This is a genomic window from Kribbella sp. WER1, from assembly GCF_054189145.1.
Genome location: NZ_CM135186.1, coordinates 4,099,859 through 4,120,000, shown reverse-complemented (window position 1 = coordinate 4,120,000; position 20,142 = coordinate 4,099,859). Strand labels below are relative to the sequence as shown.

The following is a 20,142-nucleotide window of genomic DNA, read 5'->3' as shown; positions in this document are numbered from 1 at the left end:
TCCCGGCGCTGCCTAGGCCGTCCAGACCCGCGGGTCCGGGCCCTTCGGGACGATCCCGGTCGGGTTGATGGTGTCGTGGGTGACGTAGTAGTGCCGCTTGATCTGGTCGAAGTCGACGGTCTCGCCGAAGCCCGGCAGCTGGTACAGGCGGCGCGCGTACGCCCACAGGTTCGGGAACTCGGTGAGCTTCTGCCGGTTGCACTTGAAGTGCCCGTGGTACACCGCGTCGAAGCGCACCAGCGTCGTGAACAGCCGGACGTCCACCTCGCGCAACGAGTCGCCGAGCAGGTACGGACGGTCCCGGAGCCGCTCCTCGAGTACGTCGAGCCGCGCGAACAGGGCGTCGTACGCCGTCTCGTACGCCTCCTGCCCGGTTGCGAAGCCGCACCGGTAGACGCCGTTGTTCACGTCCCGGTAGATCTCGTCGATCAGCTGATCCATCTCGGCCCGGTCGTCCGGGATCAGCTGCGGGGCGCCGGCCCGGTGATGGTCGACCCACTCCGTGGAGAGGTCGAGCGTGATCTGCGGGTAGTCGTTCGTCACCACCTCGCCGGTCACCGTGTCGACGATCGCGGGCACCGTCACGCGGCCGTCGTACGCCGGATCGGTCCGCAGGTACGCCTCGGACAGGAACGCGATCCCGAGCACCGGGTCCCGACCGTCCGCGTCCAGGGCGAACCGCCAGCCACGCTCGTCGCGGATCGGGTCGACGATCGCCAGGCTGATCGCGTCCTCCAGCCCGAGCAGCCGGCGGACGATCACCGAACGGTGCGCCCACGGGCAGGCCAGGCTGACGACCAGCCGGTACCGCCCCGGCTCGACCGGCCAGCGACCCTGGTCGTCCGGTCCCGCGCCGGGCGCGGACGTCGATTCCCGGCTGATCCGGCCGGTGAACCTGTTGCCCTGCCGCTTCCACTCGCCGGTCGACGACGTCTCCTGTGCGAACTGTGCCGGGGTCATAACGCTAAAACTACCCTCGCTGGCAATTGGCTGAGGCTGTGGAAGGTCACTGGCCGTGAAGTGGCAGCGGACGTTACAGTCGGACTGACATGGTCTGCCGGGGCACCTTCGTACCGGACGGCCTGCGCGGTACGACACACCGCGGCCCGCGTACCCCGGCAACCGGTTTGCCGGGCAGAGTCTCAGGGATACTTGACCTCATGGCCCGCCCACGGAACAACCCAGGCGACCTCGCCGAGCTCCCTACCGAGCTGCGGACGGATCGCCCGAAGGGTGACCAGATTCGCGAGATTCTGGAGAACCTCACCCGCTCGCTGGCCGTCGGCACCGTGCTGCCGTCCGAGCGCGTCCTCGCCGAGCGGTTCGGTGTCGCCCGGATGACCGTCCGCCAGGAGGTCGACCGGGTCGTGGCCGAAGGCCTCGCCAACCGCCGCCCCGGCGGCGGCACCTTCGTCGCCGAGCCGCGCCCGTCCCGGATGCTCGCCTCCTCGTTCAGCCAGGACATGGTCAACCGCGGCATCCGCCCCGGCGCCAAGGTCCTCGAACACCGCGTCGGCGCCGCCGACGAACACCTCGCCCGCGAGCTCGAAGAACCCGTCGGCACCCCCGTCCTGCACCTCGTCCGCCTCCGCACCGCCGACGGCGACCCGATGGCGATCGAACGCACCACCCTGTCCCTGCACCGCTACCCCGGCCTGGACGAGATCGACTTCACCGAGAAGTCCCTCTACACCGAGCTCTCCACCCGGTACGGCGTCACCCTCGGCATGGTCAGCGCATCCATCGTCGCCGCCCCACCCGAACCCTCCGACGCCGAACTCCTCGAAATCGACAGCACCACCCCCTGCCTGATCATCACCTCGGCCCCCCGCACCGCCACCGACCAGGTGATCGAATTCGGCATCTCCATCTACCGCTCCGACCGCTACGACATAACCGTCGCCTACCGCGCCACCTGAGCTGAGGTCGCCGCTTACTGCACGGGTTCGATCGAGGGGCGATGTGTCGACGGCTGGGCAGAAGGGCCTGCGTTCCCGAAGGCGTTGCCCGATGATGTGCCGGCGACGGTCCGCGGTGGGCGGAACCTCGCACCGGCGGTGCGGAGCGGTCGCCTGGTTACTTGAGGTCGATGGCGATGATCTCGAACAGCGGCGATACCCCGAGGTGTCTTGCCAAGGCTGCCGAAGCCGCATTCTCGTGCAGGTGGCTGTAGAAGGCGATCTTCGCGTTTTGCTGAACGCCGGCTGCCCAGGCACGGGCAAGGGTGGCCGCGTAACCGTGGCGTCGATGCGCGGGGTCTGTCTCGATCCACAGTTCGGCAGCAGAGTCATTGCTGCGGCTCGACGATGCGGAGGCAACGGGTTGCCCGTCCCTGACGATCGAATAGGCCTCAGGGCCGTCACGAGTGACTGCTTGCTAGTGACTGCTTGCTGCTGAACTGCCGCGTTGTCGTCGAAGCGATAGGTGTGGAAATGACCCAGGCCGATGGTCTGGCCGTCGGTCTGGAGTCGCCTCGCCAGCACCTCGGGTCGGTCGATCAGTTCGTCGGTGCTGTATCGGCCGATCTGGTCCACGAACCATGCGGGCGCGGCCGCGGCGAACGCGAGCTCACTCGAGCCGTCGTGGTACCGCACCACGTAGCCGGTAGGCAGGGGATCCGGGGCTGGGCACGGCACTGGTACTAACCGGCGGTCGCTGTCGAATGCCTTGCACTCCAGCGCCAGTTGAACGCGCCAGAGGGTTGGCATGTCATTGACGATCATCGTCTGTTGGTAGCAGAGCTGGCGCGATTGCTCATCCGAGAATCGCCTGCCCCGCACCGGAGTGACCTACGTCGGCACCGGCCCGAGGCGCCCAGATTCTCGAGTTGCGTGATCGAACATTTGTTCTAATATAGTCACATGACTATAGCGCTGCTCGGCCCCCGCGCCGCCCGACCGGAGACCGTCGCACCGCGGTCCTGTCCTGGTCGCGGCCAAGCCGCTGTGGTGTCTGTAGTTCCGCCGCCCACAGATCTGCTGGCTGACCCGTTGCCGCCGGATCGGTGGCCACCCGAGCAGCCGCCTGACGATGCGTACGACACCGACTTCCTGGATGGTCTGTACGACGTCGACGGCTCGTGTCCACCGCGGTACGTGGGCGAGGAAGACCTGTACGACGACCTGCCGCCGATGTCCCGTGTCGAGCAGTTCGACTGGCAAGAGTGGGCCGGCGTCGACCAGGACGAGGCCGAACGGGCCATGCTGCGGCTGAAGGCACCGGCCTGGGTGTTCCTGCCACCCGGCGCCGAGCTGGCCGCCGCCCTGGAGACACTGCGCCCCCAGTGCGAGTCACCGATCGCGCTGATCGAGGCCATGAAAGCGGCCGCCCGGCTGGAGGCCTGGGCCGCCTCCGTCAAGACCGCCTCGATCGCCTCGTTCTGGCGGCAACGCAAAGCCCAAACCACCGGTCCGTCCGGGATCCCCCACCCCACCCACATCGACACCTCGGGCCGCCCGATCGACCCCGAACGGTCCTGGACCGCCGAAATCGGCGCCGCCCTCCACCTGTCCAAAGAGACCGCGGCCCGGCACATCGACACCGCCCTGCACCTCACCGGCACCCTGACCGCCACCCACACCGCACTACGCTGCGGCGCGATCTCGCTCTCCAAAGCCCTCGCCATCTCCGAAGCCACCCGCGCCCTACCCGCCACCGCCGCCCAATCCGTCGAAGCCCACATCCTGAAACGCGCCCCCGGCCAAACCCACCGAAACCTCAACCAGTCCCTGCGCCGCCAGGTCGCCAAACACACCACCCGCGAAGACACCGACCGCCACCGCGACGCGATCCGTGACCGCACCTGCAAAATCGTCCCCCTGGCCGACGGCATGGCCGGCCTCTGGGTCGTCCACACCGCCGACAAAATCCAGCAAATGTGGATCGTCATCCAAGCCATGGCCGACCTCGCCAAACGCGCCACCCCCACCAGCACGTCCAGCACGTCCAGCACGTCCAGCGCCTCCAGCGCCTCCAGCGCCTCCAGCGAACCCAACACCCCGGACACCACCGCGGTCAGTGCCGCAGACACCACGCCCGACCGTGCGCCTGGCAGCGCATCCGGACTCTGGGGCGCCGCACCCGCTCAGCGCCCCCGGACAAACACCAGCACCCCCGACCGCATGACACCCACCGAAGCCGCCACCCCGCCCGCCGCCGCCCAGACCCCAACCCCACCCACCGCCGAGGCACCCCGACCACAACCTTCCGCCCCGGCCACCTCGACCACCCCGGCCCCGAACACCGCGGCCGACCCGAACACCCCGGCCGACCCGGACTCCCCGGCCGACCTGGCTGACCTTCCCGACCTGGCCGAGCCGGACACCGTGGCCGACCCGGCCGATCCCGCTGAGGTCGCACGTCCGGCACGAGACGAACGGATCGCGCCGCAACGGCGCGCCGACGTCGTCGCAGACCTGTTCGAACACATGCTCCACAACGGACTGGACTGGCTCGGGCGCCGACTCCCCGACCAGCACCGCCGACGACCCCACATCGAAATCACCATCCCGATCACCACCCTGCTCGGCACCAACCAGCCCGACCACGAGCTGTCCGACGAGATGCCCGCCGAGATTCCCGATGAGGTGTGCGACGAGGTGCCCGATGAGGTGTGCGAACTCACCGGCTACGGCCCCATCCCCGCCGAACTGGCCCGCCGCATCGCCACCGACGGCACCTGGCGCCGCCTCCTCACCGACCCCGCCAACGGCACCGTCCTCGAAGCCTCCACCACCCGCCACGACCCCGGCACACTCGTCACCGAAACCCTCCTCGCCAGACACCCCACCTGCGCCTGGCCCGGCTGCAACCGCACCTCCCGCGAATGCGACCGCGACCACGGCAGACCCTTCGCACAAACCGGGACCACCAGCCTGACCGGCCTCGCACCGTTCTGCGAATACCACCACGTCATCAAAGACACCAAAGCCTGGGGCTGGACCACCACCAACCACCCCAACGGCTCAATCACCCTCACCACACCCACCGGCCACCGCTACACCACCGTCCCACCCGCCCGCGGACCCATCACCCAACAACCACCCCCAACAGGCAAACCCACATCGGACGACCCTCCACCCTTCTGACCGGCGCGCCGGTCACCGCGCCGGTCAATGCTCGATCGTCTGTGCAGGCGCGGCTCGCGGCGCCGGCGGCGTGGTGCGCCTGGGTGAGCTAGACGTTCAGGCTGCGCAGGACATTGGGTGGTTGGCCGCGGTCGGTGAGGTGGGTTACGACCTCGACGGTGAGGGCCTGGAGGAGGAGCGCGCCGACGACGGTGGAGGTGGCGCCGGTGGGTTCGGGGGTGCCGGGGACGGTTATGAGCGCGTCGCCGGGGATGCCGCAGTTGTCGAGTACGACGTCCGCGGTTTCGAAGAGGCGTTCGCCGGTGGGCGCGCGAGAAGCAACGGCGTTGGAGTGGGCGAGGGACGTCAGGGCGATCACCCTGACGCCCCGTTCGCGCGCGCCGAGGGCGAATTCGACGGGTACGGCGTTGCGGCCGGAGTTCGAGGCGATCAGCAGGACGTCGCCCTGCTCGAGCGGGTTGATCTCGAGGAGTACCTCGGCCAGCCCGGGGAGGCGTTCCAGGAGGGAGCTTTTCTGGAGGCCCTCGTGGAGCATCAGGCCGGGTTCGAGGATGGCGCGGACGTCGGCCAGGCCGCCGGCGCGGCCGTACAGCTCTTCGGCGAGGGTGTGGCTGTGGCCGGTACCGAAGACCCAGAACGTGCGACCGGCGGCGAGCGCGTCGGCGATCAGCCCGGCGGCGACCCGGATCGCGCCCAGTTGGGTCTCGGCCGCGCGGTGCGCGATCGCCAACGCCTTGTCCAAGTACTCCTCGGCCCCAGCCATGCCCCGAACCTATCGTCCGTACGCCGGACCCCGCGAGACCCCCGTCTAGACCAGTACGCCGTACGCCGCCCGGTGCCGCGTCGGGTGGTCTGCTTCGTCGACAAGCGCGACCGCGAATTCGGCGTACGAGATCCGCGCCCGCCCATCCGCCGCCCCGACCCGATACCTGCCCTCCCTGCGCTGCTCCGCGTGGTCGAGGCCACCCGCTGGGCCAACGCGCTGCCCGTCGTCCATGGACGGGTCCGCGTGGTTGAGGTCGGCCGTTGGGTCGACGTGGTGCCGGCCGTTCGTGGACCGGTCGGCGTAGTCGGGGTCGGCTGTTGGGTCGATGTGGTGTCCGTCGTCCGTGGGCTGGTCGGCGTGGTTGAGGTCGGCCGCCGGGTCGGTGTGGTGCCCGCGTTTGGGGGACGGGTCCGGGTGGCTGAAGTCGCCGGCGGGGGCGAGGGAGACCCAGTCGAGGTCGGACGCGGCGAACACGTCCAGCGCCGCCTGGTGTGCGAGGAAGAATGGGCGGTACTCGCGGGGATATCCGTCGGTGTCCATCAGCAACGTCCCGTCCGCGGTCGGCAGGATCGACGCCAGCCCGACCCACACGAGCCGCCGTACGCCGGCCTGCGCCAGCCCCTCCACCAGCGCCCGCGCCGCCCGCGGGAAGAAGTCGCCGGGGTTGGCCGAGCCGTCGTACACCCCCGCGATCACCGCATCCCGCCCACGCGCCAACTCCGCAATGCGCCCCACGTCCAACACATTCCCAACCACCACCCCGCCGTCCGCGGCGCCGCCAGCCCCCACCCCGCGCGCCGAATGATCGGCCGAGCGTTCCACCCTGCGGTCCGCCATGCCAGAGCCGGCTGTGCCGGAGCCCGCCGTGCCGGAGCCCGCCGTGCGGGAGTCCGCTGTGCGGGAGTCCACCGTGCGGGAGTCCGCTGTGCTGGGGCTGGCTGTGCGGGAGTCGACAGTGCGCGAATCCGCGGTGCCGGGGCCGGCCGCGCCGGAGTTCGCCGTACCGGAGTCTGCCGTGCGGGAGTCCGCTGTGCCGGAGTCCGCCGTACCGGAGTCCGCTGTGCCGGGGGTTGCCGGGGTGGGGGCGGTTGTGGTGGGGAGGTTGCGGGCGACGCTGAGGACCTCGTGGCCTCGTGCTCGGGCCTCCGTGACTGCCGCGGAGCCGGCCCGGCCTTGGGCTCCGATCACCAGAATCTTGCTCACCGCAACCTCCTCGACGAATGGGTACGGCGACCGTAGAAGAGGAGGTGGTTACCGATTGGATACCTTGGACGGCATGCAGGCGCTGCGTGCGGACATGTTCGAGGAGATCTGCCCGTCGACCGTGCTGCCGTTCCGGGTCGGGACGGACAAATGGTCAGGGATGGTGCTCCGCTGTCTGGAGGACGGGCCGCGCCGGTACTCCGAGCTCCGGATCCCGCTCGCCCGGATCAGCCCGAAGATGCTCACGCAGTCGCTCCGTGCCCTCGAGCGCGACGGGTTCGTCGACCGGGTGCAGGACGCGCGCCGGGTCACGTACGAGCTGACCGCCCTCGGCCGCAGCCTGCTGGAACCGTTGCGGGCGCTGTGCGAGTGGGCCGAGGACCACTGGGACGAGCTCCTCGACGCACAGGATCCAGCACCGGAGCCGACTCCGGCCGTCGCGTCAAATCGTAGGCCCGGCCAATAAATCGCCGATGGCGAACCGTTGACGACCTAGACTGCGCGGGTGGATGAGCAGACGCCGAGCGCCCTGACCCAATTGCCGAGCTGGTTGCTGACGCAGAGTGCGGCCCAGGCACACCGGATCGTCACCGAGTCGTTCGCCGCCGGAGGTGCGCGGGCGTACCACTTCCGCCTGCTCGCGACGCTGGTGGAGTTCGGCCCCGCCAGTCAGGCGGAGCTCGGGCGACGCAGTTCGATCGACCGTAGCGATGTGGTTGCCGCGCTCAACGAGCTGGAGGCGGAGGGGTACGTCGAGCGCAGCCCGGACCCGGCCGACGGCCGCCGGAACGTCATCACGATCACCACCGCCGGCAAGCGGCACCAGCGGCGGCTGAACAACCTGGTCGGCAAGGCGCAGGAGGAGATCTTCGCCCCGCTGTCGGCCACCGACCGGAACAAGCTGAGCACGATCCTCGGCAAGCTCCTCAAGTACCACCAGGAGTAGCGGCGGTCAGGCCGCCGGCAGCTGGGCGCGGAGCGCCGCCTGGGTCCGGCGGACGCGCAGCTCACGGGCGTGCACCCGACGCCGCGCGGCGCGGGAGATCTTCCGGTGTTCGTCGGTGGCGGCGGGTATCGGCGGGGTCGGCTGGGTCGGGTTCACATCAAGTCTGATGCAGGATCCGGCCGGTTGGTTCCGTCGTACGCCGAATTGACCCGGCCGCCGCTCTACTCTCCGCCCATGCCGACGCCGAGGCTGGTCGCGATCGTGCTGGTGCTGGCCGTCCTGAGCGGCTGCCAGTCGAAGGTGGACGCGAAGTACCCGGAGAGCCTGAGCGCCTGCGAGCTGCTGCCGCGGGAGCAGGCGGTCCGGGTGACGGACGTCGGTGCCAGGCTCGGTACGGCGCAGGAGAAGGAGTCGCACGTCCTGCTGCCGTACAAGTACTGCCTCTGGTCGTTCAAGCAGCCCCGCGCGCACTGGTACTCGGCGTACGCGAAGGGCCCGATCGAGCGGCGGCTGACGATCCACGTCAGCGTGTACCCCGCGAAACGGCACGGCGCGGACGGGGCGGCCGGGGAGTACGACGACCAGCGGAGCAGTCAGGTTGCAAACCACGCAACGGTCGGGGACGTGCCGGGGATCGGAGAGTCGGCGTTCCTGGCGACGGAGGTCTTCCACGGTATGGCCACGTCGCGGCTGTGGTTCCGGCGGTCGAACGCGCTGGTCGAGGTCGAACTCTGGGGCACCGACTGCTGCGCCGACAAGACCCAGGAGACCCAGATGCAGGCCGCGAACCGGCGGAAGCTGCTGCTCGCGGCCGCGACCGCCGCGGACCGGACATTGCTCGGCCGCTGAGCCCGCGGCCGGCCCCGTCCGGCCCCGGAACGGTCCTGTTCGGCGCAGATTCGGCGCGGCTGAGCGATACCCCGGTTCCTTGCAAGGGTTTGCATTGGTAGAAAGGTAACCGGGCGCGCGGCCGCGCCGAAGCCAGCGAGGAGGAGTCGTCGACGTGACGAATCAAGAACCACCGCAGTCCGAGGCACTGTCGAACCTGATGCACGAGGAGCGTCGGTTCGAGCCGCCGGCCGAGCTCGCCGCCAACGCGAACCTGAAAGCGGACGCCTACGAGAAGGCGGACGCGGACTTCGAGGGGTTCTGGGCGGAGCAGGCCAAGCGGCTGACCTGGGCGACCGAGCCGACCCAGACGCTGGACTGGAGCAACCCGCCGTTCGCCAAGTGGTACGCCGACGGCAAGCTGAACGCGGCGTACAACTGTGTCGACCGGCACGTCGAGAACGGTCTCGGCGACAAGGTCGCGTACTACTTCGAGGGTGAGCCCGGTGACACCCGCGAGATCACCTACGCGCAGCTCAAGGACGAGGTCTGCAAGGCCGCGAACGCGCTGCTCGAGCTCGGCGTCAAGGCCGGCGAGATCGTCGCGATCTACATGCCGATGATCCCCGAGACGGTCGTGGCGATGCTCGCCTGCGCCCGGATCGGTGCCCCGCACACGGTGATCTTCGGCGGGTTCTCGTCGGACGCGTTGAAGGGCCGGATCGAGGACTGCGACGCGCGCGTGGTGATCACCTCCGACGGCGGGTACCGGCGGGGCGCCCCGTCGGCGTTGAAGCCCGCCGTGGACGCCGCGCTGGTGGACTACCCCAAGGTGCGCAACGTGGTCGTGGTGAAGCGCACCGGGCAGGAGACCGCCATGGTCGAGGGGCGCGACCTGTGGTGGGACGACGTCGTCGGCAAGCAGTCGACCGAGCACACGCCGGAGGCCTTCGACGCCGAGCACCCGCTGTACGTGATGTACACGTCGGGCAGCACGGGCAAGCCGAAGGGCATCCTGCACACCACGGGTGGCTATCTGGTCGGTACGTCGTACACGCAGTGGGGTGTGTTCGACCTCAAGCCGGACACCGACGTGTACTGGACCGCGGCCGACATCGGCTGGGTCACCGGGCACAGCTACATCGTGTACGGCGCGCTCGCGAACGCGACCACCTCCGTGATGTACGAAGGCACGCCGGACACCCCGCACCAGGGTCGCTGGTGGGAGATCGTGCAGAAGTACAAGGTGTCGATCCTGTACTGCGCGCCGACCGCGATCCGGACGTTCATGAAGTGGGGCGCCGACATCCCGGCGAAGTTCGACCTGTCCTCGCTGCGCGTGATCGGGTCGGTCGGTGAGCCGATCAACCCGGAGGCGTACGTCTGGTACCGCGAGCACATCGGCGGGGACAAGGCGCCGGTCGTCGACACCTGGTGGCAGACCGAGACCGGGATGCACATGATCTCCCCGCTGCCGGGCGTCACCGCCGGCAAGCCGGGCGCCGCGATGAAGGCGATCCCGGGTGTGTCCGTCGACGTGGTCGACGACGCCGGCAAGTCGGTGCCGGACGGCTCCGGCGGGTACCTCGTGATCACCAAGCCGTGGCCGGCGATGCTGCGCACGCTGTGGGGTGACGACCAACGGTTCGTCGACACGTACTGGTCGCGCTGGCCGGGCGTGTACTTCGCGGGCGACGGCGCGAAGAAGGACGAGGACGGCGACCTCTGGCTGCTCGGCCGGGTCGACGACGTGATGAACGTCTCCGGCCACCGGCTGTCGACGACCGAGATCGAGTCCGCGCTGGTCTCGCACCCGAAGGTCGCCGAGGCGGCCGTCGTCGGCGCGTCCGACCCGACCACCGGCCAGGCGATCGCGGCGTTCGTGATCCTCCGCTCGGAGGCCGGCGACGGCGGACCGGACGTCGTCCAGGAGCTGCGCAACCACGTCGCGAAGGAGATCGGCCCGATCGCGAAGCCGCGGCAGATCATGGTCGTCTCGGAGCTGCCGAAGACGCGCTCCGGCAAGATCATGCGCCGGCTGCTCCGCGACGTCGCCGAGAACCGCGAGGTCGGCGACGTCACCACGCTGGCCGACTCGACCGTGATGGACCTGATCAAGACCAACCTGGAGTCCGGCAAGTCCGACGAGGACTGACCGGATCCTTCACAAGAACGACGGAAGTCCTTCGAGTTCGACAACTTCCGCCGGCGGGAACGCGGAGGAAGGGCCGTTCGGTCCTTCCTCCGCACGCCGCAGATACTTGTCGACGAACCGTTGGGTGTCGGCGAGAACACGCGCGCACTGAGCCGGCGTGATCTCGCCGCCCTCCAACGCTCCAGCCAGCTCGTCGAGATCCAGCACCTGATACCGCTCCACGCCCGGCGGAATCAGGAAGTCGACGTACAGGTCATGCACGACCAGCCCACCGATCAACAGTCCCGCGCCCCTCCACCCGGTACTCCGGCAGAATCGGCACGTCGTACCCGACCACCTCCCCGATCCGCCACCCCCGGCACCACTGCCCGGTCCGATGCAACACCCGAACCCCACTCACGCCGGCCGCGCCCGGAGGATGATGATCCCGACGTACCGCGAGAGCCACTCCTGCTTGTGCGGGTAACGCCGCTTGTTCTCGTCGGACAGCTGCGGTTCGAGCACTTCCTCGACCCGGAAGCCGTTGCCGGTCAGCGAGTTGTGGATGGTCGAGAACGTGTCGGTGGTGTGGGTGAGGGTGATTTCCGGATTCCACCGGGACGGATACGAGTACGGGCCGACCGCGTGGTACGCGTCCCCGATCCCGACCCCGTCGCGCTCGGACCGCTCGACGGCGTACCGGATCGGGTGCGCCATCGAAACCACCAGTACGCCGTCGTCGGTCATCAGCGAGCGGACCGCGCGGAGCGTACGGGCGCGGTCGCGGGCGTAGGCGAGGGTCTGGAGGAACAGCACCACGTCGAACCGCGAACCGTGCAGCACGTCGAGTTCGTCCAGCGTGGAGAGATCCCCGGAGTGGAACGAGACCTGGCTGGGCGGGGTGCGGAACTCGGCGCCGATATCCACGCCGACGACCGACGCAGCGCCGTACCGTGTCGCAAGCTCGATCGCCTTGCCGCCGTTGCCGCAGCCGACGTCGAGGATCGTCTTGCCCTCGACCGATCCGATCATCGAGCGCTGCGCGTCCCACTCCATCAACCGGTCGAGCGAGTCCTCCCGGGACCGGCGGTGTTCGTAGTCGGTGGTCAGGGTCTGCCACGGGTCCATGGCCGCGAGGCTACCCCGGGGTGCACCTGGTCGGGCCTACTGTCGTGGGGTGACGATCGAGGCCAAGCGGATCGAGAAGACCAACCGGGAGCGGAGCGAGCTGGCTCAGCAGTGGGGATGGCAGTTCCGGCCTGAGGCACCGGAGTTCGCGGATGCCTGGCAGGTGTTGCCGTTCACCGAGCGCGGGGACCAGCGGATCGTGTTCGGGGTGGTCAACGGGCAGTTCAACGGCATGCCGTTCCTCACCTTCGACTTCCACCGACGGCCGAAGGTGACGCACTACCACGACGCCTGGACCGATCGGGAGCTGAGCTCGCGGGACACCGTCACGATCGACTCGGTCTGGGTGGTGAAGCTGCCGCGGCCGTTGCCGTTCTTCCAGATTGCCTCCAGCATCGATCCGGCGTTCGACGTCGACCCGTTTCCGGAGCCGCTGACGCCGGACTCCAAGTTCAACCGCTGGTACAAGCTGGTCGGTACCGACCCGAACGTCGCCGCCTACTACCTCCACCCACAACTGATGCAGTTGATGCGCAGCGCGAAGCTGCACACCTGGGCGGTCGTCGGTGACGACCTGTTGTTCATGGAGCACCCGATCTTCGGCCGGACGAAACCCGACGAGATCGTGGAGACCCTGGGCAAGCTCGGGCAGCTGGTCGGGCTGCTGCCGTTCCAGGCGTTCGCGCAATGACGCTCGCGATCCTGGCGGTGGTGCATGCGGGGCTGGCGGCGGCCTGGGTGGGTGGGATGGCCTACTCGTTGTTCGTGGTGCAGCCGAAGCTGAAGAGGTACTTCGGGGAGGATCGCGAGGGGCGGGAGATGCTCACCGCGGTTATTGCCTCGGGCAACCGTTGGAAGGTCATAGGCCTGGTTGCGGCGATCGCCGTCACCGGGGTGGGGATGCTGCTGATCCGGCACGACAACTGGCAGCTGCATGCGGTCAAGGGCCTGCTGTTGCTGATCGCGAGCGGGATCTTCTGGTACGTCTCCTGGCGGCACTGGCCGCAGCGGGTGTTCGCGACCGCGGCCGAGCTGCCGGTGCTGCAGCGGAGGCTGGTTCGACTGGCGACCGCGATGCTCGGGCTCGCGGGACTGGCGTTCGCGCTCGGGGTTGTCGCGACGCAGCTCTGAGAGTTTGATCACTCAGCCGAGCGTTGTTGTCACTCTCCGCCAGAAATACATTGGAGTGGAATGTATTTCTGGCGGAGAGGAGCGAACCGGATGTGTGGCATCACCGGATGGGTGGCGTACCGGCAGGACCTCGAGGCGGAGCGGGCGGTCGTCGACGCGATGACCGAGACGATGTCCTGTCGCGGGCCGGACGCGCGGGGCACCTGGTATGCGCGGCACGTGGCGCTCGGGCATCGCAGGCTCGCGGTGATCGACCTGCCGGGCGGCGAGCAGCCGATGAGCAGCGACGTCGGCGGCGTCACGCTCGGGATGGTCTACAGCGGTGAGGTCTACAACTACACCGAGCTCCGCGACGAGCTGCGCCGCCGTGGGCATCCGTTCACGACCGACTCGGACACCGAGGTGGTACTGCGGGCGTACGCCGAATGGGGCACCGCGTTCGCGGAACGGCTGAACGGCATGTACGCGCTCGCGATCTGGGACCCGCGGACCGAGACCCTGGTGATGGTCCGCGACCGGATGGGCATCAAGCCGTTCTTCTACTACCCGACCGCCGACGGCGTACTGTTCGGCTCCGAGCCGAAGGCGATCCTCGCGAACCCTGCTGTACCGGCCGTGGTCGAGGCCGGCGGGCTGCGCGAGATGCTGACAATGTCGAAGACGCCCGGCGCCGCGCTGTGGTCCGGGATGCGCGAGGTCGAGCCGGGGACGGTCGTCACGGTGGACCGCAACGGCGTCCACGCCAGCGTGTACTGGCGGCTCGAGACCAGGCAGCACGTCGACGACCAGGACACCTCGGTCGCCCACGTCCGCGAACTCCTCGACGACATCACCCGCCGCCAGCTCGTCGCCGACGTACCGGAATGTGTGCTGCTGTCCGGTGGGCTCGACTCCAGCGCGATCACGGCGCTCGCGGCCGGCCAGCTGGCCGAGGAGGGGCGGAAGGTCCGCAGCTTCGCGGTCGACTTCGTCGGGCAGGAGGAGAACTTCCAGCCGGACGAGCTCCGCGGTACGCCGGACACGCCGTACGTGCACGACGTCGCGGATCTCGTGCACTCGCAGCACTCCGACATCGTGCTGGACAACGCCGCGCTGACCGATCCGGAGATCCGGCGGAAGGTGGTCCGCGCCAACGACGCCCCGCTCGGCGGCGACATCTTCGGGTCGCTGTACCTGCTCTTCTCGGCGATCCGCGAGCAGTCGACGGTCGCGCTGTCGGGCGAGTCGGCCGACGAGGTGTTCGGCGGGTACCTGTGGTTCCACGACCCCGACGTACGGACGAAGCCGATGTTCCCGTGGATCGCCTACATGGCGTCGCGGCGCAGCGGGAACCAGATACACGTGCTGCGGAAGGAGATCCTGAAGCAGCTCGATCTGGGCGGGCACCTGCGCGATCGGTACGCCGAGGCGGTCCGTGAGGTCGAGCGGCTCGACGGCGAGTCCGACGACGAGTGGGCGATGCGCAAGGTCTGCTACCTGCACCTGACCCGGATGGTGCGGATCCTGCTGGACCGCAAGGACCGGATGAGCATGGCCGTCGGGCTCGAGGTCCGGGTCCCGTTCTGCGACCACCGGCTCGTTGAATACGTATACAACACGCCGTGGTCGCTGAAGACGTTCGACGGGCACGAGAAGAGCCTGCTCCGGGCGGCCACCCAGGACGTGCTGCCGCAGTCGGTGGTGGACCGGCGCAAGTCGCCGTACCCGCAGACCCAGGACCCGGCGTACGTCGAGACGCTGGCCGGCCAGGTCCGCGAACTCCTCGCCGAACGGCACGCCGTGTTCGACCTGGTGGACCGCGACGTCGCGCTCCAACTGGCCGCCTCGGCCGACGGCGCGGCGCGCCGGCAGCTCGAGCAGACGTTGTCGCTGGCGACCTGGATGGACCTCTACCGACCGGAGATCAAGTTGCCGCGGTAGGAGAAATTTGGATGACTGTGCCAGGATGGCGCTTCCCGACGGAGGTGATCGCGATGGCGCAGGAAGCCTTGCAACTGCTGGTCAGCATGCACCGGATCGTCCGGCATCTGCGCCGGAGCCGGACCACCACGCTGATGCATCCGACCCAGTTCCTGGCACTGATGCTGATCGCGGACGAGCAGCCGATCCGGATCGGCGAGATCGCCGCCCGGGTCCCGTGTTCGCAGCCGACCGCGACCACCACGGTCGCCGGCCTCGAGGAGGCCGGCCTGGTCCGCCGCGAACCGGACCCGGTCGACGGCCGCGCAACCGCCGTCGTCCTCACCGACACCGGCGCCGAAACCGTCGAAGCCTCCGGCCGCCAGGCAGCCGAAGAACTGGCCAAACTCCTCAGCCGCCTGGACGACGCCGACCGAACCCTGGTACTCCAAGCCGGCGCCGTCCTCTCCCGGGTAACCGACGACCTCTAACCGCTCCGGGCGGGGAATCCTGGGGCAGCCGGGGGCACTAGTAAGAACCGCTCCGAATACCTGACGTTTCGGGCTACAGTTGAGCTTGCTGAGGGACACGAGTCCCCCGGAAGTGGACCCGGCAGCTCACCGGACGGTGGACGAGCCGGGTTTCGCGCTGTTCAGAGGTCATGTACGTCGCAGAACGGCGCCACGGCACACCTCCAGTCGCCGCCACGCATCCAGCTCCACGCGACGGCATCCGGGATCCAGAGCAACGGGTCCGACTTGGCCGGCATCACGTCCCACCGGAGCGTCTCGTGACACCCGTAGCGCCGGGTCGCCTCACGCAGGCACCGACGATCGTGCTCGTAGGTCGATTCCTCCATCTCCACGACGAGTCGTTCACCTGCCGGTGCACAGTCTCGAACGATCGCCTCCAAACACCGCCGACGATCCGCGTGTGAGTCGCGCGCTGTTCGGTAGAGGTCCACGAACAGGTGAAAACCCGAGATGACGTCGAGGATCTGCTTCCGCCTCGCCGGCTTCTCGTGGTTGAAGTGCAGGCGTTCTTGGCCGGGTAGTAGGAGGGCTCTGAGGGCCTTGCGGTTGACGGCGACGTCTCCTGCTGGGCAGCGTGCGGCCGCCATCAGGAGGCCTCGGGACTTGGTCTCGTCGACGAACACGTGGATTGGCATTTCCCCGCCTGGTGAGTGGCAAGGTTCGAGCTTCACACGTGGGACGACGGCTGCCCCGGTGGGACACCGGGCAGGTCGGGGCAGGGTGGGGCAGATTGGGATGGGGCCGCGAGGTGGTTGCTCGCGGCCCCTTTGCGGTTAGTTGCGGTGGATGGTGAAGGTGGTGGTGGTGTTTTGGATGTCGGTGGTGTTGTTGGTGAGGGTCAGGTTGGTGAAGGTGACTTCGCCTACGGCGGGGCCTTGGCCGGGTTCGGGGAGTTCGTTGGCCCAGATGGCGTAGCCGGACTTGGGGTCGAAGGTGTCGCCGGATTTGTGGGCGCCGGTGATGGTGGTGTTGGTGAAGATGGTGTCGGCGACCGGGAACTGGGGGCTGCCGCCGGAGTAGTTGGTTTGGAACATGATTCCGGAGTACGTCGGGTCGACGATGTCCAGGTCGGTGACGCGGATGCCCTGGAAGATCTTCGAGGCCGAGAACACCCAGACCGCGGGGAATGCCTGGTTGCCCCAGAAGTGGCCGCCGGAGCGGACGATCGAGGCGTTCTGGAACTGGGTCGGCGGGGTCGCGCCGAAGCCGTTCATCGGGATGCCGAAGTCCAGTGAGCTGATCGTGATGCCGGGGTAGGTCAGCATGTCCGCCGCGTACAGGTTTCGGAAAACGTTGTTCGTGCCGCCGTACACGGCGAAGCCGGCGGCCCGCCAGGTGAGCATCGCGGAAAGGTTCTCGAAAACGTTGTCCCGGACCTCGCCGCCGCCGTTGTCGGTGGCGTTGAACAACGCGAAGCTGTCGTCGCCGGTGGAGCGGGCCTCGTTGTTGCTGACCGTGTTGCCGGCCGACCCGTTCGTCATGTTGATGCCGTCGGCAAACGTGTCCCGGATGCGGGAGTTCTTGATCGTCGACGTGTCGGTGTTCGAACCCCAGTACAGGCAGACCATGTGTTCGACCCAGACGTTGTCGATGGTCATGTTTGCGGTGTTCGAGAAGTCGAACACCTTCCCAGGTCCGTCGATCCGGGACGTGTAGTTGCCGAAGTACGCGAACCCGCTGAACGTCGACCCGTTCGCCGAGGCCTCGGAGCGGAAACCGATGTCGGTGTTGTCCTGCGTGTCCGGCGCATGGAACCGGGTGAACCACGGCCCGGCCCCGACCACCTTCACCGCCTTCCCGTACACCTGGAACTTCGACGACGTCTGGTAGTCGCCCGGCGGCAGGTACACGCCCTGCAGCGAGCTGTCCTGCCGTACCTGGTCGAGCGCGTTCTGCACGTCCTGCTGCGTGAACCCGGCCGGCGTCACGAACCCGGCCCCCGGGTTCCCGATAGCCGAGGCCGCTTCGGTGTCGACGAAGTCGATCGAGTACGTCGTACCGTTCGCCGGGTCCTTCTGCAGCCGGATCTTCGTCCCGGCCGGGTACGTCCGGTCGAGCATCAGGTTCGCCTCGTCGTAGATGTGCCGCGCCGGTCCGGAGCCGGGCGAGTTGTTCGGCGACGCCTCCGCGCCGTACAGCCAGGCGTACTTCGAGGTGAGCGGCAACGTCTTCGCGAACGTGCCGTCGACGTAGACGCTGAGCGTCGACGACTGCCCGCCGCCGCCCGCGGAGTCGGGGATCGAGAACCGGGTGACCAACGTGTTCGTGGCTGCCCGGGTGGTGAACTCGACGTACGCGCCGTTGGTGTTCAGCGTCACCGCCCGCCGCCCGGACGCCTCGCCGGCCAGATCGCCGATCGTCCGGTTCGGGCCGATCACGGCCGCGCCGCCGCCGACCGTGGCGTCCTCGGCCTCGAGGTGGTCGTACGGCATGTTCGCGCCGCGCCCGACGAAGAACGGCCGCTCGCTGGTGTTGTTGGACCGCTTCACCGGCAGCTCGTTGGCGTCGTCCGCGAGTACGACGCGCACCGTGTAGCGGCCGTTCGCGGCCGTCCAGTTGCCCAAAGCAACGGCAGGCGTGGTGGCGCCGGCCGCGATCGAACCGCTGTACGAACCGGTCAGTGTCGTCACCACCGACGATCCGTTCAGTACCGTCAGCGTGATCCCGTGCGCACCGGACGCCGACGCGACACTGCCCTGGTTCTTCAAGGAAACCGAGAAGGAAACCGAGTTTCCTGCGGTCGGATTGCCCGGCGTCCAGTTCACCGCGCCGGCGACCAGGTCCGAGCTGGCCACTGGCGTCACGACGAGCGGACCCGAAGCGTTGGCGGTGTTGTTCCCGTCGTTCTGCTCGATCACCGTGTTGGCCTCGTCGACCTTCGCGCTGAGCGCGTACGAGCCCGCGTCGCGGGTCCCGATCGACGCGCTGACGGTCGTCGAGGCACCCGCGGCCAGCGCGCCGACCGGGGCGGTACCGACCTTGGTGGTGCCGAGGTAGAAGTTCACGTCGGTCGCGCCTGAGCCGGCAGTACCGCCGTTGTTCACCGTCGCGCGCACTGTGATCGCGTCGGTCTCGACCGGTGCCGTCGGCGTCCAGGAAACTCCGGAAAGCGTGAGATCCGGGTTCGGCGCCGGTACGCCGAGGACCTGCAGCTCGGCGACCTGTCCGGCCGGCGCGCCGGTGTTCCCGGTGAAGTTCAGCCGTACGTCGGCGACCCGCGCGCTGACCGGAATCGTCACCGTGTTCCCGCTCGCCGGATCGAACGAGTAGTTGGCCGATCCAACAAGCTGGACGAAGTCGGACGAGCTCTGCTCACGCCCGAGGACCGAGAACGTCTGCGTCCGCGCTCCCCACGCCGGATCCGGGTTCAGCCGGACCACGATCGAGCTGAGGTCCGCGTTCGCGCCGAGCTGGGTCGTGAGCGTCGCCGGGTTGGCGTTGCCCTCCCAGTACGTCGTGACGTCGTCGTCGTTCGCGTTTTCCGGAGCGTAGGAAAACGTGTGACCAGAGGCCGTGATCGGCTTGTGCAGCGCGAGGTTGCTGCTCGGCCCGCCGCTGCCGTTCCGCGTCACGGTGTTGCTGTTCGGCGACTGGTTGCCCGCGGCATCCTTCGCGCGGACGGAGTACGTCACCGACACGTTGGCCGGCTGGTTGTCCGTGTACGTCAGCCCGGTCACGCTCGTACGCAGCTGACCGTTCGCGTAGACGTCGTACCCGGTGACTCCGACGTTGTCCGTCGAGGCGTTCCAGGTGAGCTTGATCTGCCCGGCGCCGGGTTCGGTGAGGGCCAGGCCGCCCGGGGCGGTGGGAGCCTGCGTGTCACCGGTCGTCGGCCCGTACACCTCGAGCTCGGACAGCTGCCCGGCCGGCCAGCCGGTGTTCGCGGTGATCCGGACCCGGACGTACCGGGTGGTCGCCGTACCGTAGTCGACGGTCACGGTGTTGGCCGGCGGGGCGAAGGAGCGCACCGCGGACGCCGACAGATCGGTGAAGTTCTGGCCGTCGGTGCTGCCCTGGACCGTGAGGGTCTCGTCCCGGGCGCCCCAGTCGGTGGCCGGAAGCTTGAGGACGACCTGGTCGGTGGGAACCGACGACCCGAGATCGACCTGCACCCACTGCGGGAAAGCGTTGTTCGCGCTTTCCCAGTACGTGTTCTGGTTGCCGTCGGTCACGTTGGACGCGACGTAGTTCTGCGTACTGCTGCTGGCTGTGGCCGGCTTGCCGGCCGCGAGGTTCGCCGCGGCTTCGGCGGCCTGGGCGGGGGACACGAGCGGTGCGGCCGCGAGACTCGCGGCCAGCAGGGCGGTCAGCAACCGCCAACGGGGTATGCGCATGAGACCTCTCCTGAAGGGGCGGACAGGGAAGAGTTCAAAACTTGCGCCGACGTGCCAACTTCTTGCGCGGCGTGTGGCTTATTGTTACGGCACCGCTACTCAGGCGTCAACGGCTCGTGACCAACGAAAAGGGCCGGCTCGCAGACTGCGAGC

At 68.6% G+C, this 20,142-nt stretch carries 18 protein-coding genes and 1 pseudogene; 10 read left to right on the top strand and 9 right to left on the bottom strand.

Annotated features, from left to right (window positions below):
* Positions 1-12 precede the first annotated feature (12 nt).
* Entirely contained in the window at positions 13-960 is a 948-nt protein-coding gene (locus ACXJJ3_RS19745; RefSeq protein WP_458171676.1) for a glutathione S-transferase family protein, read from the bottom strand.
* Positions 961-1,160: 200 nt separating this feature from the next.
* On the opposite strand from ACXJJ3_RS19745, the gene ACXJJ3_RS19740 reads away from it, so the two are divergent.
* Positions 1,161-1,919, top strand: coding sequence for a GntR family transcriptional regulator (locus ACXJJ3_RS19740; protein ID WP_458171675.1), 759 nt, complete (start codon positions 1,161-1,163; stop codon positions 1,917-1,919).
* Between the two features lie 157 nt (positions 1,920-2,076).
* Here the strand turns inward: ACXJJ3_RS19740 and ACXJJ3_RS19735 are convergent.
* A pseudogene (locus tag ACXJJ3_RS19735) lies at positions 2,077-2,349 on the bottom strand (GNAT family N-acetyltransferase); the annotation flags it as partial.
* Between the two features lie 599 nt (positions 2,350-2,948).
* Here ACXJJ3_RS19735 and ACXJJ3_RS19730 point away from each other — a divergent pair.
* A complete protein-coding gene (locus tag ACXJJ3_RS19730; protein WP_458171674.1) occupies positions 2,949-5,087 on the top strand; it encodes a DUF222 domain-containing protein in 2,139 nt (712 codons plus the stop codon).
* 88 nt (positions 5,088-5,175) lie between these two features.
* On the opposite strand, the gene ACXJJ3_RS19725 is transcribed toward ACXJJ3_RS19730, so the two are convergent.
* Together ACXJJ3_RS19725 and ACXJJ3_RS19720 are read right to left on the bottom strand one after the other, a co-directional pair.
* On the bottom strand, positions 5,176-5,850 hold the full coding sequence (locus tag ACXJJ3_RS19725) for a sugar isomerase domain-containing protein (protein ID WP_458171673.1): 675 nt from the start codon (positions 5,848-5,850) through the stop codon (positions 5,176-5,178).
* Positions 5,851-5,895: 45 nt separating this feature from the next.
* The gene (locus ACXJJ3_RS19720) at positions 5,896-7,056 is read right to left on the bottom strand and encodes an NAD(P)H-binding protein (protein ID WP_458171672.1); all 1,161 of its coding nucleotides are present in this window, start codon (positions 7,054-7,056) and stop codon (positions 5,896-5,898) included.
* Positions 7,057-7,129: 73 nt separating this feature from the next.
* Between ACXJJ3_RS19720 and ACXJJ3_RS19715 the strand changes: the two genes are divergently transcribed.
* On the top strand, positions 7,130-7,522 hold the full coding sequence (locus ACXJJ3_RS19715) for a winged helix-turn-helix transcriptional regulator (protein WP_458171671.1): 393 nt from the start codon (positions 7,130-7,132) through the stop codon (positions 7,520-7,522).
* A gap of 39 nt (positions 7,523-7,561) precedes the next feature.
* Complete coding sequence (locus tag ACXJJ3_RS19710) at positions 7,562-8,002, top strand: MarR family winged helix-turn-helix transcriptional regulator (RefSeq protein WP_458171670.1); 441 nt, start codon at positions 7,562-7,564, stop codon at positions 8,000-8,002.
* 6 nt (positions 8,003-8,008) lie between these two features.
* On the opposite strand, the gene ACXJJ3_RS19705 is transcribed toward ACXJJ3_RS19710, so the two are convergent.
* On the bottom strand, positions 8,009-8,158 hold the full coding sequence (locus ACXJJ3_RS19705; RefSeq protein WP_458171669.1) for a hypothetical protein: 150 nt from the start codon (positions 8,156-8,158) through the stop codon (positions 8,009-8,011).
* A 78-nt stretch (positions 8,159-8,236) separates the two neighbouring features.
* On the opposite strand from ACXJJ3_RS19705, the gene ACXJJ3_RS19700 reads away from it, so the two are divergent.
* Together ACXJJ3_RS19700 and acs are read left to right on the top strand one after the other, a co-directional pair.
* On the top strand, positions 8,237-8,851 hold the full coding sequence (locus ACXJJ3_RS19700; protein WP_458171668.1) for a hypothetical protein: 615 nt from the start codon (positions 8,237-8,239) through the stop codon (positions 8,849-8,851).
* 199 nt (positions 8,852-9,050) lie between these two features.
* Entirely contained in the window at positions 9,051-10,985 is a 1,935-nt protein-coding gene (gene acs, locus ACXJJ3_RS19695) for an acetate--CoA ligase (protein ID WP_458171918.1), read from the top strand.
* A 9-nt stretch (positions 10,986-10,994) separates the two neighbouring features.
* Here the strand turns inward: acs and ACXJJ3_RS19690 are convergent, their stop codons facing one another.
* Together ACXJJ3_RS19690 and ACXJJ3_RS19685 are read right to left on the bottom strand one after the other, a co-directional pair.
* Positions 10,995-11,264, bottom strand: coding sequence for a hypothetical protein (locus ACXJJ3_RS19690; RefSeq protein ID WP_458171667.1), 270 nt, complete (start codon positions 11,262-11,264; stop codon positions 10,995-10,997).
* Between the two features lie 117 nt (positions 11,265-11,381).
* Positions 11,382-12,092, bottom strand: a complete 711-nt coding sequence (locus tag ACXJJ3_RS19685; protein ID WP_458171666.1) for a class I SAM-dependent methyltransferase — start codon at positions 12,090-12,092, stop codon at positions 11,382-11,384.
* Between the two features lie 49 nt (positions 12,093-12,141).
* On the opposite strand from ACXJJ3_RS19685, the gene ACXJJ3_RS19680 reads away from it, so the two are divergent.
* The 4 genes from ACXJJ3_RS19680 (at position 12,142) to ACXJJ3_RS19665 (ending at position 15,613) form a co-directional block, all read left to right on the top strand.
* A complete protein-coding gene (locus ACXJJ3_RS19680) occupies positions 12,142-12,783 on the top strand; it encodes a hypothetical protein (RefSeq protein ID WP_458171665.1) in 642 nt (213 codons plus the stop codon).
* Complete coding sequence (locus tag ACXJJ3_RS19675; protein WP_458171664.1) at positions 12,780-13,223, top strand: hypothetical protein; 444 nt, start codon at positions 12,780-12,782, stop codon at positions 13,221-13,223. The genes ACXJJ3_RS19680 and ACXJJ3_RS19675 overlap by 4 nt, the downstream gene beginning before the upstream one ends.
* A 90-nt stretch (positions 13,224-13,313) precedes the next feature.
* Entirely contained in the window at positions 13,314-15,143 is a 1,830-nt protein-coding gene (gene asnB, locus ACXJJ3_RS19670; RefSeq protein ID WP_458171663.1) for an asparagine synthase (glutamine-hydrolyzing), read from the top strand.
* Positions 15,144-15,154: 11 nt separating this feature from the next.
* Positions 15,155-15,613: a MarR family winged helix-turn-helix transcriptional regulator gene (locus ACXJJ3_RS19665; protein ID WP_458171662.1), complete on the top strand. Its 459-nt coding sequence runs from the start codon at positions 15,155-15,157 to the stop codon at positions 15,611-15,613.
* 161 nt (positions 15,614-15,774) lie between these two features.
* Here ACXJJ3_RS19665 and ACXJJ3_RS19660 read toward each other — a convergent pair whose 3' ends face one another.
* Together ACXJJ3_RS19660 and ACXJJ3_RS19655 are read right to left on the bottom strand one after the other, a co-directional pair.
* Positions 15,775-16,278 (bottom strand): hypothetical protein, encoded by a 504-nt coding sequence (locus tag ACXJJ3_RS19660; RefSeq protein WP_458171661.1) that lies wholly within the window; start codon positions 16,276-16,278, stop codon positions 15,775-15,777.
* 150 nt (positions 16,279-16,428) lie between these two features.
* Positions 16,429-19,989, bottom strand: coding sequence for a discoidin domain-containing protein (locus ACXJJ3_RS19655; protein WP_458171660.1), 3,561 nt, complete (start codon positions 19,987-19,989; stop codon positions 16,429-16,431).
* Positions 19,990-20,142: the final 153 nt, after the last annotated feature.

What these genes read in the sequence shown, in the direction of transcription:
- ACXJJ3_RS19745 (WP_458171676.1), bottom strand. Translation starts at nt 960, where the DNA reads ATGACCCCGGCACAGTTCGCACAGGAGACGTCGTCGACCGGCGAGTGG.
- ACXJJ3_RS19740 (WP_458171675.1), top strand. Translation starts at nt 1,161, where the DNA reads ATGGCCCGCCCACGGAACAACCCAGGCGACCTCGCCGAGCTCCCTACC.
- ACXJJ3_RS19725 (WP_458171673.1), bottom strand. Translation starts at nt 5,850, where the DNA reads ATGGCTGGGGCCGAGGAGTACTTGGACAAGGCGTTGGCGATCGCGCAC.
- ACXJJ3_RS19715 (WP_458171671.1), top strand. Translation starts at nt 7,130, where the DNA reads ATGCAGGCGCTGCGTGCGGACATGTTCGAGGAGATCTGCCCGTCGACC.
- ACXJJ3_RS19700 (WP_458171668.1), top strand. Translation starts at nt 8,237, where the DNA reads ATGCCGACGCCGAGGCTGGTCGCGATCGTGCTGGTGCTGGCCGTCCTG.
- acs (WP_458171918.1), top strand. Translation starts at nt 9,051, where the DNA reads ATGCACGAGGAGCGTCGGTTCGAGCCGCCGGCCGAGCTCGCCGCCAAC.
- ACXJJ3_RS19685 (WP_458171666.1), bottom strand. Translation starts at nt 12,092, where the DNA reads ATGGACCCGTGGCAGACCCTGACCACCGACTACGAACACCGCCGGTCC.
- ACXJJ3_RS19675 (WP_458171664.1), top strand. Translation starts at nt 12,780, where the DNA reads ATGACGCTCGCGATCCTGGCGGTGGTGCATGCGGGGCTGGCGGCGGCC.
- asnB (WP_458171663.1), top strand. Translation starts at nt 13,314, where the DNA reads ATGTGTGGCATCACCGGATGGGTGGCGTACCGGCAGGACCTCGAGGCG.
- ACXJJ3_RS19665 (WP_458171662.1), top strand. Translation starts at nt 15,155, where the DNA reads ATGACTGTGCCAGGATGGCGCTTCCCGACGGAGGTGATCGCGATGGCG.
- ACXJJ3_RS19655 (WP_458171660.1), bottom strand. Translation starts at nt 19,989, where the DNA reads ATGCGCATACCCCGTTGGCGGTTGCTGACCGCCCTGCTGGCCGCGAGT.